The sequence below is a fragment of the Neptunicella sp. genome, assembly GCF_048268085.1.
Classification (GTDB): domain Bacteria; phylum Pseudomonadota; class Gammaproteobacteria; order Enterobacterales; family Alteromonadaceae; genus Neptunicella.
Genome location: NZ_JBLWWF010000001.1, coordinates 232,719 through 246,058, shown reverse-complemented (window position 1 = coordinate 246,058; position 13,340 = coordinate 232,719). Strand labels below are relative to the sequence as shown.

The 13,340-nt window shown below is 45.1% G+C and carries 9 protein-coding genes; 3 read left to right on the top strand and 6 right to left on the bottom strand.

Annotated features, from left to right (window positions below):
- Nucleotides 1-69 precede the first annotated feature (69 nt).
- A complete protein-coding gene (locus tag ACTD55_RS01040) occupies nucleotides 70-1,986 on the bottom strand; it encodes a serine hydrolase domain-containing protein (RefSeq protein WP_438862441.1) in 1,917 nt (638 codons plus the stop codon).
- Nucleotides 1,987-2,112: 126 nt separating this feature from the next.
- On the bottom strand, nucleotides 2,113-3,651 hold the full coding sequence (locus tag ACTD55_RS01035) for an amidohydrolase family protein (protein WP_438862440.1): 1,539 nt from the start codon (nucleotides 3,649-3,651) through the stop codon (nucleotides 2,113-2,115).
- Nucleotides 3,652-3,892: 241 nt separating this feature from the next.
- Here ACTD55_RS01035 and ACTD55_RS01030 point away from each other — a divergent pair, with 241 nt between their 5' ends.
- Nucleotides 3,893-4,579, top strand: a complete 687-nt coding sequence (locus ACTD55_RS01030) for a GntR family transcriptional regulator (RefSeq protein ID WP_438862439.1) — start codon at nucleotides 3,893-3,895, stop codon at nucleotides 4,577-4,579.
- Here the strand turns inward: ACTD55_RS01030 and ACTD55_RS01025 are convergent.
- The 3 genes from ACTD55_RS01025 to ACTD55_RS01015 form a co-directional block, all read right to left on the bottom strand.
- Nucleotides 4,576-5,712: a hypothetical protein gene (locus tag ACTD55_RS01025; protein WP_438862438.1), complete on the bottom strand. Its 1,137-nt coding sequence runs from the start codon at nucleotides 5,710-5,712 to the stop codon at nucleotides 4,576-4,578. The two genes, ACTD55_RS01030 and ACTD55_RS01025, sit on opposite strands and share 4 nt — an antisense overlap.
- Nucleotides 5,713-5,835: 123 nt before the next feature.
- Complete coding sequence (locus ACTD55_RS01020) at nucleotides 5,836-6,861, bottom strand: DUF1611 domain-containing protein (protein WP_438862437.1); 1,026 nt, start codon at nucleotides 6,859-6,861, stop codon at nucleotides 5,836-5,838.
- A 143-nt stretch (nucleotides 6,862-7,004) separates the two neighbouring features.
- A complete protein-coding gene (locus ACTD55_RS01015; RefSeq protein ID WP_438862436.1) occupies nucleotides 7,005-9,251 on the bottom strand; it encodes a TonB-dependent receptor in 2,247 nt (748 codons plus the stop codon).
- Between the two features lie 407 nt (nucleotides 9,252-9,658).
- On the opposite strand from ACTD55_RS01015, the gene ACTD55_RS01010 reads away from it, so the two are divergent.
- On the top strand, nucleotides 9,659-10,963 hold the full coding sequence (locus ACTD55_RS01010) for a glycoside hydrolase family 2 TIM barrel-domain containing protein (RefSeq protein ID WP_438862435.1): 1,305 nt from the start codon (nucleotides 9,659-9,661) through the stop codon (nucleotides 10,961-10,963).
- 103 nt (nucleotides 10,964-11,066) lie between these two features.
- Here ACTD55_RS01010 and yghU read toward each other — a convergent pair whose 3' ends face one another.
- On the bottom strand, nucleotides 11,067-11,906 hold the full coding sequence (gene yghU / locus ACTD55_RS01005) for a glutathione-dependent disulfide-bond oxidoreductase (protein ID WP_438862434.1): 840 nt from the start codon (nucleotides 11,904-11,906) through the stop codon (nucleotides 11,067-11,069).
- A 236-nt stretch (nucleotides 11,907-12,142) separates the two neighbouring features.
- Between yghU and ACTD55_RS01000 the strand changes: the two genes are divergently transcribed.
- The gene (locus ACTD55_RS01000) at nucleotides 12,143-13,297 is read left to right on the top strand and encodes a diguanylate cyclase (protein WP_438862433.1); all 1,155 of its coding nucleotides are present in this window, start codon (nucleotides 12,143-12,145) and stop codon (nucleotides 13,295-13,297) included.
- Nucleotides 13,298-13,340: the final 43 nt, after the last annotated feature.

The window sequence follows — 13,340 nt, the reverse complement described above, 5'->3', positions numbered from 1 at the left end:
AAGGGGGAAACACAAAAAAATGCCCACCGGATGGTGGGCATCAGACAGACTACTAATATTGGTCACTAATCAGTATTGGTATCCAATCAAGTTATAGTAATTCATCAGTATCAGGAACAGCACGACCAACACGGTCACCACTGTATAGGCCACTCGTCTTCTGGTATGCCATTCACCTTTAGCCCAAGCAACATAAGTCACATAGACCAGCGGAATCGATACCAGCAACGACACCAGAAGAACCGTTAATGCAATAGGTATCATGATGAACGCTGACGACGAAGCGGCAAATAAAGTGGCATAGTTAATAGAGAACGCTATGCCGTAAAACACCAGAAAAAACAGATTCAGACCACTGACTACCGCTAACAAACGAGGCAACAGTAATTGCGATTTAGCCACACCAACATGTTTCTTTCTCTGACGAAATGCACTGATCAGGATGGAAACAAACGCAATCGCACAAATAATCAGGAACACCTGATGGGTACTGGGACTTTCAAAAAAGCCCAGCTTGGTCGCATGCATGAAGGGCAATAAATACAGTTCATCTGCCTCTCCATTTGCATCCAGATTAAACGTTATTTTACTAAAATCAGGTGAACTTAAATCAACACTGACAAACAGATGATCATCCACTTGCGCAAAGCGTCCGCCCATTGGTTTAATCAACAAGGTATTATCTTCCCCGGGAGACACACTGAGTGTGCCACCAAGCAAACCGGCAGACTTAGTGAAGTCGCTGGAAGAATGGCGCATAAATTGATATTCACCCACATAATTTCCTACCTTGCTGGCAAAATCAGCGGGAGATTTTGGCACCTCAGTCTCTTGGGTAAAATACTCATCTAACAATGCAGTAATAATAATATTGCGAGTTTCACCAACATCCGCGGTATTAAATGACATAAAGATACCGAAATTTTGTTCCGGTAAAAGATACATATCCGAGTGGAAGAACAGCAAGTCACCACCATGCCCAATCATATCCAGACCTTTATAACTGGTCTCATAAAATCCATAATCCATGGCGTGCCCGCCAAAGTTTTTGGAATACAGTTTGCTGTGCATTTTAGCAGTCGTCTCCGGCTGTAAAATACTCACACCGTTGTAACTACCTTGATTTAAATGTGCGATCATAAATTTAGCCATATCCGCAGCTGTCGACGAAGACGAACCAGCGGGCGCTAACATATGCACCATTTCGAATTTTTCCTGATGATAGGTTTCGGTATCTGGATTGTAGGTATATCCATTCGACATGTTATCGATCAGATTGGCTGGCAACGGTTCTCTGAAGGTGGTGCTGTTCATCCCTAACGGATAAAAAATATTTTTTTCCACATACTCGTCAAATGACATGCCCGATACATTAGCCACAATCAAACCGGCAATCGCCACCGCATGATTAGAATAAGACGAATTTTGACCAACAGGACGAACCCGATCTGGCAACCCGTTTGCTAAAAATTGATCCATTGGCACCAGTTCTTTTTCATCAAACACAATCATGTTGATAAATTTCTCTTCAAAACCGGCAGTATGGGTCAGTAAATCAATGACTTTGATTGGCTTCTCAAAGGTGTCAGGGATCTGGAATTGAGTCAGATAGCTATTCGCATCGGCATTAAGATCAATTTTGCCTTGCTCAGCTAATTGCATCACAGCGGTATAAGTAAACAATTTTGATGTAGAACCAGGACGAAATAACGTTTTTTCACCACTAACCGGCACGCGATTTTTAACATCCGCATAACCATATCCTTTGGCCATTAATACTTTGCCATCTTTTACAATGCCAATAGTTCCGCCGGCGATATGGCTATTTTTAAGCTGCGCATTAACCAGACCGTCCATAAAGGATTCAAGACCGGGTAACGGCTCACTCTCAACGCTGGAATCATCTTGCGCATTGGTCAATCCCACGCAACTAAAAAGCAGAATTACAGCAGATAATAAATACCTGAAAAGGGGTAAACGGGTCATTTTTTTCGCTCCTGTGCAAATATTGTTGTTATAAATAATGTTGATGAATTGATGGTTATGTATGTCAGCTGGTTGATTGGCCAGCACTGTATAAGGGCAGCGCCTAGCCAACCAACACACCAGCGGTTAGTGAGCATTACGAATCGCCTGACCGGGAAATACCGCCGGATTTAACTGACTTTGATCCACTAACGGAACGCCATTTACCAACACATAGTGATACCCGCTTGAGGTCTGTGCCGGTTGGTTAAACGTGGCTTTATCTGTCACGGTTTTAGGATCAAATACCACAATATCGGCATCGGCACCGGGCTGGATCCGGCCTTTAAATTTCATTTGCGGGATCGCATCTTGCAGTATTTTGGCGGGTCCATAACTGAGTTTTTCAATTGCCTCCAACCAGGAAAGCAACTTGCGTTCGCGAACATATATACGTAAGAAACGTGAAAAGGTTCCAGCGCTACGCGGATGACTCCACGCCTTAACCGGCAAAGGCCATTCACCACTTGCAACCGGATGGCCGTCCAGCATCCAGGGCATACCATCAGAGGCGATCACGCCATTTTCAAATAATATAGATTCATCCAGATAATGTTGATCGACAGGATTAGAGGTATCCAGTAAGTGAATAACGACTTCTGTGCCGGGCTCGTCTTTTTGTAAATGAGCGAGTTCGTCTTCATTTAAGCGGTGGCCATTCAGATCGAAATTGTGCGCACTGATCCCCCCGACTTTTTCGCGCCAGTTTGGCCCGCGAAATAATGCCGATCCCACGCTAGTGGAACCGGCTCCATAGGGATAGGCTTCGGTGCTAATGTCGACACCGCGCTGCTGTGCCTGTTTAATCATCGGTCCAATTAACGCGATATCGCGCAGACTAATAGAATTCAGATGGACGATATGGGCATGCACACCCGTGCTGGCTGCCACCCCCACAATTTCCGACATGGCTTCAAAAGAGCTGTCTGGCTCAAGCATGGATAAAAACCGTGCGTGGGTAAATGTAGGCAACCCGGCCTGTGCGGCAAGTTTGGATACCTGATAATATTCCTTATAACCACTACCGGGTGCGTAACCGAGTAAAAAGCCAATTCCCAAGCCACCTTCATCCAGTCCTTGCTGAACAGCAGTGAGAATTTTATCCAATTGTTCTTGGCTGGCGGGTTGTTGTTGCCAATCTAATTTGTCCATATTGGCTTCGAACCACTGTGAACCATCTTCAGGTAAATCCTTAACAAATGCTGCAATCCGCGCATTCGCCCAGTTAACCGATGCACCATAGTTGATTGCCCGTCCTTCATCTGCGGCTTGCTGATAAAACTGACTGACTGGCAAGGCTCCCGATTCAAGTTCCAATGCGGTGGTAACCCCATCCATAGCCTGAACCCGACCGGCAACAAGATTTTGACCATGTGCATGCATATCAATGAAACCGGGACTGACAATCAGACCATTAGCATCAATGACTTTATCGGCAGTGATATTTTGTTCAGTGACCAACATAATTTTGTTGTTGCTAATCGCAATATTGCGCACGGCATCCAAACCACTTTGCGGATCGATAACGCGGCCACCGACAATCGCAATGTCATAACTATTAGCCATGCTGCCCAAAGGAAGAAGCGCGATCATAATAAGCAAGGCTCGTTTAATCAGGTCTGCCATTTTTGTCACCAAAATCTGCCTTTATCTCAGGCAGTTATCACTTAATGAAACAAAATTCAGTTTGGTCATAAATTACCGCACCGAATCGAACTGGTTATACTTTAATCACAACACAACGCTTTTGTACAGCCATTTTATAAATTAATACAGTCTTATTTTTAATTTAAGCGGCTCTTAACCCTTGTATATTCGGATTGGGTAGGTTACAAAATGCACATTGTAAATATATTGAGGAAAAGCAATGAGTAAGGGAGCCGCCAAGAATAACGATGCTGCCGATGCCTATGAAATCGTAATGGATGCGATTGTGACGCAAAAACTGACTCCTAGTCAGAAAGTGTCTGAAAATATTTTAAGCGACATGTTTGGTATCAGTCGCACCGTAGCAAGAAACTTGATTGAAAGGCTAATCGCCCAACAATTTTTAGTCTCCCTGTCTCCGCGGGTGACACAGGTAGCCCCATTAACCTTGCTGGAAATTAAGCAAAACTTCACCTTGCGCAAGATCTTGCTACCTGAAGTTATTTCGCTGTCCGGGGCAAAAGTCGATTTCAAGCATATCAATGCATTACATGAAAAAATTCAACGTTCATTACCCATTAAAGATGATCTGTCCGCGCTGGACATTCTCAAAATCAATAAACAATTGAATCTGGCGCTCTGCACTCCGGCAGGTTATCCGTTGGTAGACGACTGGGCACGTCAATTGGAAGATACTGCGATGCGAATTTACTGGCTATATGTGAAAACCAGAAAGTCCTTTCCCTATTCCAGCGAACAACAGAGCATTATTCTGGATGTGATCAAAACAGATGAGCCGAAAAAGATTTATACGGTGGTGCAAGAAATGATCTTGCAAACCGAAGAACGCATATTGAACGCCATCTTTTCTCATGAACAATTTTATACTCAGGACTTACTGGTTTAATCAACCTGTCGATTTACCGGGTTGTTGGAACGAACAATCCGGTACACCCCTACCGTCATCAGCGGCACAATCACCACCAGAATAAAGGCATAAGACAACATTCCATAGCCTTGGGCGATCAAACCGATAATCCCTACGCTATCAGCTAAAAATACCGCAATAGCCAGAATCCCGACCGCCAAACCAAAACGTAAACCATTAGGAAATGGTCGTTGCCGTTCCATAAACACACTCGCCACGCGTTCATTAATGGCGTGAATAATACCAGCGCCGGTTTCGATAAAGGTACCAAACAAAATAATTTGGAACACGATAAAAAACCACAGTGCATTTAAGCCCTGCAATAACGACGTAATAGGCACCGGCACTTCAATTATCTGAGGATATTGTGCCAACATGGCAATAAACACAAAGATGCCGGGAACGATACCGATCACCCCAGCCAATAAGCCTGAGCCAATTGCCTCTTGCCGGGTTTCAAGATGCGGCAGCACAAACAGTACCGCGGCTAGCGCATTGAGGTTATAAGCGGCATAGCGTAATCCATCAAGATGCCAGGCTCCGATTATTTCTTCACTGCCAAGGGCTGTGGAAATATCCTCACCAAAGACATTTAACGCCCACACCAGAAATACGGCGTAAACCACATAAAGCAGTAATGACCAAAAAGCCAATACCCCTTCAATTGCCTTACTACCAAAATAAGCCAGACTGCCAACGGTAATCAGTAAAACAAATGTGCCGATAATGCCCGGTATGCCCAATGCCGAGGAAACCATTTCTGCCGCTGCTGAACCAAGCACGGCCAGCACCAACAAGGCAATTAGCAAATAGATAATTTCAAATAATGGCCAGGCGCGGCCAAGAAGCTGACGGAAAAAACTGCGGTAGTTATAACTTTTAGTCAATCTGGCGAATTCAAACGCCACGGCTAACACCAGTCCCCATGCAATACAGGCGATTGCCATCCCCAGCAGGCCACCCAAGGGACCATGTACCAGAAAGAATTCCGCAATTTCGCGCCCGGTACCGTAGCCGCCTCCGACAATTACCGACTGAAAAACCAATCCGGGCAGCAGATACCGGCGTACAACGTGATTGGCATTAAATAACCCAAAAGCCGTGTTGGCCATGCTTACTCCTGTTTAATTATATTTATTATCAGTTTCATAACCCACTATCGATGGCTTTATTCAACGTCGATAATTGTGTCACAAAGACTGGCCCCTGACATCAGTACAGGAGTATCAAGGGCTTTATGTTAGTTTGAGTATTTCATCCACCAGCGCATTGCAACCATCACGAATAGGATCAACACAAGGCAGTTGAAGTTGTGCTGAAAGTTGTTGTAAATAATCCTGACGCATTTCTTCGGATAATTTTGACGTATTTACACACACGCCTATACAGACAACCTCAGGGTTAGTAATTCTCGCACAGCTCAGGTTCAGCTCAATACAGTCTTTAACCGATGGCAAGCGGTAATCGGGACACGAGCTGACAAATTCGCGGCTGGCATCATGACAGACCACAATGGCATCTGGCTGGGAACCATGCAATAAACCAAGGCTGACGCCTGAATAAGATGGGTTAAATAACGAGCCCTGCCCTTCGATAATATCCCAATGATTGGCTTCATTATCTGGTGAAATGACTTCTGCAGCACCACTGATAAAATCGGCGATCACCGAATCCACCGGAATTCCACTACCGGCAATCATGATACCGGTCTGCCCGGTTGCACGGAAAGTGGCTGCTATTCCCCTTTCATTCATGGATTGTGACAACGCCAACGCAGAATATTTTTTCCCCACGGCACAATCGGTGCCCACCATTAACACTCTTTTACCTGCGCGTTTACGACCATTACCCACCGGTAATCGGGCTGGCGCTCTGCGCACGTTAACCAGCTTGGCTCCGCCTTGTTTGGCCGATTCAGCCAAGCCCGGAACATTAGCTAAGTCAGAATGTAATCCACTGACAATATCCAAACCGGCTAACGCAGCCTGATTCAATAAGGGTACCCAGTTATCGCTAATGGCTCCCCCTACAGAAGCCACTCCAATGACCAGACTTTTAGCTCCGGCAGCAACACACTGCTCAATATCTAAATCCGGGACTCCTAAATCCACCACATCAGGACGTTGACGATACTGGCCCACCACCATTTCCGGGCACCACTGTACGAGTCCGGCACCGGTTTTGGCATGCAACAGCTCCGTCACATCACCAAGAAAAATGACATAGGGAGGGGATAACTTAATTGTTGTAACTTGATTCATATATACATTCTCAGCCGGAATCGTTGCATTACTATCAAGATAAAAATAATGCGTAACGACTCGAAAAATGATCTCTCAAAGACACTCTTTGACATGATCCAATCCACCCCTGGCGGATTGAATCATGAGATTTCCCAATCGAGTTAAAATGAATAAGTCAGGCTGGCGCCTACTGTTCTTGGTTGCAGCGGGATTGCGGTTATATTGAAAGTACCCGTTCCCGGCACAGCTCTGGCGGTATAACTACTATAAGCATCGTTATCGAGCAGATTATTGATATAAAAGTTAATCTGGATACTTTCCCACTCAAGCCCGGCATTCAGGTCAACCAGCAACACATTGTCACTATCAATATTGACCAGCGGATTTGTCGGGTCGCCGTTAACGAAGCTGGACGGTGCACTACCGGTATAACGGAAACCTCCGCCAACCCAGGCATCGGTGCCATTGGCTAATTCAAAATCGTAACGACCAATGGAGGTTGCCCGCCACCTGGGAACGCCGGCCAGATCTGCCCCTTTAACACCATATAACTGTGGTTCATCTTCATTCAGGGTGCTGCGCGAATACGCCAATGAGGTGGTCAAACTAAAACCATTGCCAGGATTGATAGTAAACGCACCTTCAAAACCGTACGCAGTGACACCGCCTTTGGCATTACCTTCAGTGCCCAAACCATTGAAATACACCGCACTCTGGAAATTATCCCAATCCAGATACCACAGGCTGGTATCGTAGCTAAACCAACGATTGTCCACATCGCCTTTGACCCCCAGTTCATAACTCCACAAATCGTCCTGTTCAACAGTAGGTTGCGATAACAACACACCGGTTACCGGATCAACCAATGACAGATTCGACGAACCAGGACGATAACCGCTGGCAATACGAGCATAAAAAGACGTGTCTTTATTCGGTCTGTATCGCGACGTCAACAAATACGTTTGAATATCCGATTTAGCGGTTTCCAATTGTTCGTCCGAGGCCTGCACCAACAATCCTTCTTGCATAAAACGCAATGCCAATTCGGTTTTTGCCAGACGCACCCCCGCCGTCAGATCAAAATCAGGCGTCACGTAATAAGTCAGATTCCCGAAAGCTGCCAACTCTTCATATTCACTCGGAAAGGCGGCAACCAAGCCAATAACATTGGTAGGTAGACCAATTAATGACTGCTGATTATTAGTGGATTCATCGGCGGCGTACAATCCGGCAATCCATTCAATTTTATCGTTATTTTTTGAGGTTAAACGTGCTTCATGTACCCGCTTCTCTGACTGAATATCGTAGGTAACAGGTGCGGATGTGGTTGTGCCTGGAGGATTACCTTCCAACAGATCCAGATAGGGACCATAGATCTGGGTATAGTCAACGCTACGCGCTACTTGGTACTCAACGTCACTGGTAGTCAAATCCAGTGTCGCACCACTAAATTCATAAGTCATACTGGCGGATAACATGGTGTTTTCCATTTCATCGCTGCCAAAGGAGTCGTCACCTTGCAGTTTTCCATAAGCCTCATCTTTATCCAAAGAGGCAATTTTTACCGCCGACCCCATACCAAACGAAGACTTTTGTTTTAATCCTTTAACACGGAAACTTAAATCCGCTGATACCTCATAAAACAAATCAGCAGAATAACCGTAGTTATCCGCGTCGTTAGCATCTTCACGCAACACGTCACCGCTGGCAGGATCAACCTGATCCACATAACCGGCATCATCGGAAGAAAATCCCGACAAGGTCAGTCCGAGCTTATCTTCAACAAGGGGAAAACTGTAAAATCCGCGGTACTGTTTGTTAATCCCGCCATCCTTAATAGCAGAAACATCGGCAGTAACACTACCCCGTGATTCAAACAAAGCCGGTTCTTTACTGATATAGCGAATTGCACCACTTATCGCAGTAGCACCAAATAACGTCCCTTGTGGTCCCTTGATCAGCTCTACTCGCTCAACATCGCCGAGCAGACCGTCAAAAAACAAGGTGCCTCCCTCTGCAAAGCCGCTGTTACTGGTCATGGGGACATCATCCACATAAATGGCAGTGACCGCTGTTGAGCCGGTTTGGCTGACACCGCGAGCCGAAATTGAGCCGCGCCCTCGCTGACCATTGCCCCGATCAATATTGAAACCGGCACTATAATCAATAATGTCGCCTATCGAATTCAAGCCAGTATTCAGGAAAGACTCCGGGTTGACCGCTGTGACCGACGCGGGTACATCCTGAATGGTTTGCACCCTTCTTGATGAAGTCACTGTTATTTTTTCGAGGTCCTCGGCTTCTTTATCAGTATTCGCCTCGTCTGCTGCATAAGCTAGCGAACTTAGTGGTAACACAACAGCTGACATGGCTGCTAATAACCAATATTTCTTTGTTTGCTCAGACACAATTGTTCCCCTTGAATTTTTTTAGTTTTAGTTGAGATGTCTATTATCGAGAATGCCAACGCTCAAAAAATATCGTACAAATTCTGACAATTCTGTTCATACTTTAGCCATACATTTTTTAACTGTACAGTCTTTTTTTATATTAAGGCTGAATTAAAATGATTTTAATCAGCTAATTTGAGTTAATTAAACGTCACTAACTTGGTGAGTCATTCACTGTTGATGGGTGTTAACTTGAATGCAGCTGACTTGTAACCGGACGTCGCGATCAAAAAAGGCTGGTTAGAACAAATTTGAGACGCCAACAACTAACCCGCCCTAACAAACCTTTGCATCTCATCTAATAAGCAGGTTAATGTAAGCGCTATCATTTTAATTCGTTTATGTCCTTCAGGAAGAGTCTACTCATGCATGTAATCTTACGAATCGCTGTATTCAGCTCACTATTATTACTAGCCGCTTGTCAGCAACCGTTAACCCGCAGCTCAGATACTCAAGCGGTTAAAACTAGCTTGCAGCACAAAAATGGTCACTATCAAATAATCCGCGATGGCCAGCCTTATTTTGTTAAAGGCGGTGGTGGCAGCGGCAATATGGCGTTGCTTAAAGCCTCTGGCGGAAACTCAATACGTACCTGGGGAACCGATAACGCCCAACAAGTGCTGGATAATGCCCAAGCCAACGGCTTAACCGTCATGATGGGATTACGCTTAACACCTGAACGGCACGGTTTTGATTACAATGATAAACAGGCTGTTGCGGCGCAAAAAGAAGCCGTGCGTCAACAAGTACTTAAATATAAAGATCACCCCGCCCTACTCGCGTGGGGAATTGGTAACGAACTGGACTTGTTTTATACCAATACCAATGTCTGGTATGCCGTGGAAGATATTGCCAGGATGATCAAACAACTCGATCCCAATCATCTGGTGACCACCGTCACCGCAGGTATTGATAAAGCCAAAACCGAACTCATTATGCAACGGGTGCCCAGCATCGATTATTTAAGTATTAATACCTATGGTGGATTAGAAGCCTTACCCCAACAACTACTCGATTACGGTTATACCGCAGCTTATTGTGTAACGGAATGGGGACCAACCGGACACTGGGAAGTCCCTAAAACCGACTGGGATGCGCCGATTGAACAGACCAGTACTGAAAAAGCCGCCTCTTATCGCAGCCGTTATCAAGGCGGAGTGTTAGGTGCTCCTGACAGAGCGTTAGGTTCCTACGCATTTTTATGGGGACAAAAACAGGAAACCACCCCAACCTGGTATGGCGTGTTTACCGAACAAGGTAATCCAAATGAAGTTGTCGATAACCTGCAATACTTGTGGACAGGCGAATGGCCTGCCAGCCGTGCCCCTTCGATTGCTGATTATAGCATCAATAACCAACATGCTATCGACAGCATTCATTTAAACCGCAACAGCAAAAATCAGGCTGCCGTGGATATACTGCATCACGGTGAAGGTGCGTTAACCATCCACTGGGAAATCCTGCCGGAAAGCACCGATATTAAAGCCGGTGGCGATCCGGAAGCCCGTCCGAAGCCAGTCTCCGGACTTTTTGAGTATCAGGACAAGCAAGGCAATCTAAGTTTCAGTGCTCCCGCTAAGCCAGGTGCCTATCGGTTATTCGTAACGATTAGTAGCGAAGACAATAAAGTCGCCAATGCCAATATTCCGTTTTATGTGGATGAATCATAAAACCTGTCGTTAGCAATCAAACAGGCGTATTCAAGCTGTAATCCACAAATTGGACACGACCAAGGCCAGTCTCCTGTGTTAGCAGGCCACTGGCCAATCCGTGTTAATCAAAATCCGCAGCACTATGACGCTCATGAACCTGTTCTTCCGGCTCTCCCCAAGTGCAGTTAACCTTTAAACCCCGCTTTACCGCTGGCCGTTGATCAATTTCCTTAGCCCAACGAAGTACATGCTTGTATTCATGAGTTTGTAAAAACTCGGCCGCTTCGTAGGCACGGTTCAATGCCACCTGACCATACCAGGACCAAATTGCAATATCGGCAATCGTATAGTCATCACCAGCAATATAACGATGTTTAGCTAACTGTTTGTCCAGTACATCCAGCTGACGTTTTACCTCCATCGTGTAACGATCAATCGGATACTGGTATTTCTCCGGTGCATATTTATAGAAATGCCCAAATCCTCCCCCTAAAAACGGTGCACTACCCATTTGCCAAAATAACCAATTTAAACATTCGGTTCGGCCAGCAGGATCCGTTGGAATAAAGGCACCGAATTTTTCCGCCAAATAAAGCAGGATAGAACCGGATTCAAACACACGGGTTTCCGGTTTGGTACTGGTATCCAATAAGGCCGGAATTTTCGAATTAGGATTAATCTCGACAAAGCCGCTACCAAATTGATCGCCATCTCCGATTTTAATTAAATACGCATCATATTCAGCCTCACTAAAACCGGCGGCCAATAGCTCTTCAAACAATATGGTAACTTTCACCCCATTGGGGGTCGCTAAAGAATACAACTGGAATGGATGTTTACCCCGAGGTAGTGCCTTATCAACGCGCGCCCCGGCAGTGGGGCGGTTAATGCTGGCAAACTCTCCACCATTCTCGGCATCGAATGACCAGACTTTAGGTGGCGTATAAGTTGGATCTGACATGTCACATCTCCTTGGCTAACAACTAAGTATTAAATAACTTACTTGGGGCAAGTTTAATGAAAACAAGTCAATAATCAGTTTAACTAACGAAAGGGCCAACCATCACAGCCAATAAAATATATACCTGGTTTCAGCTAGCTATACCCATGATTTTATAGTGATTTATAAGCAGCTCTGCTACATTGCTGCAAGGAACATGAGATTAATGTTGATGTACCAAAGCATCAGGGAGAGAAATGCATTTACCAACAATATTAGCCGTAACCCTGATGATCAATCTGATGGTCAGTTTTTACCTATTTATCCTGTATCAGCGGCGACCAAAAGATAAATGCTTCAAATTTTGGGCGGCATCCTGCTTAAGTTTTGTTTTAGGCGGCTCTCTGGCAGCCTTACGCGCCTATGGTTTCGCTCCAATTATCACGTTTTTTATAGCAGACGTGTTGCTGTTGTTCGCTCCGGTTTTTATCCTGCTTGGACTCATTCAATTTTCACGATTGCGTTTTACCAAAATCAAACGCCAGCGTTCCTACAGTTTTTTGGCGCTCACCATTATTGTTTTATTTTCCACTCACCAGCACGCGCAAATCGCCAATATTGTCGCTGCCATTATTATTGCATTACTGTTTTTTATCTGTGCAATATTGTTGAAAAAGTCCGTTTTTAGTGAGCCGGTTTACACCCGTACGCTGCAATTTATCTTTATTTTTCATAGCCTGATCATGCTCTTGCAAGCAACGCTGATAGCCACCCACTGGTCCAGTAGCGATCCTCAAGGTTTACCTGCCAGCACCGCCTACACGTTAATCAGTCACGTATTTCTAACCACATTAACGGCGTTACTTTTGCCATGGCTGTCTTTTCTAAGGCTGGAACGCAAGCTCACACTTAAGTCTCAGCGCGATGGATTAACCAAACTGGCCAACAGGGAATATTTTTTTAGTCAACTTGAAAAATATTGGCAGGAAAATAGCGGTACCTCAGTCACGTTAATGATGATTGATATTGATCACTTCAAAGCCATCAATGACAATTTTGGGCATGCCAAAGGCGATGATGTACTTAAAAACTTAGCCTCGATATTATCCAAATGTCTGCGCAGTGGCGACATTGTCGCCCGGATCGGTGGAGAAGAATTTGCCGTGTTATTAAATAACGCAAGTGCAGACATGGCCATCGACATTAGCCAACGACTCCGTCAGCGAGTTACAGAGCAAATGCGTTACTTGGATAACGATCTGGTCAATGTCACCATTAGCATAGGTTTGGCTAACGTCACTCCTGCACAACATAGCTTCACTGCAGCATTAAAAATGGCCGATGACGCGCTATATCAAAGCAAACGGGATGGACGTAATACAATTACCCTGAGTAATGTCGAGATTAACTAATCACTACCCCATCCAAACCACTGTAAAAAACACTATGTTCAAC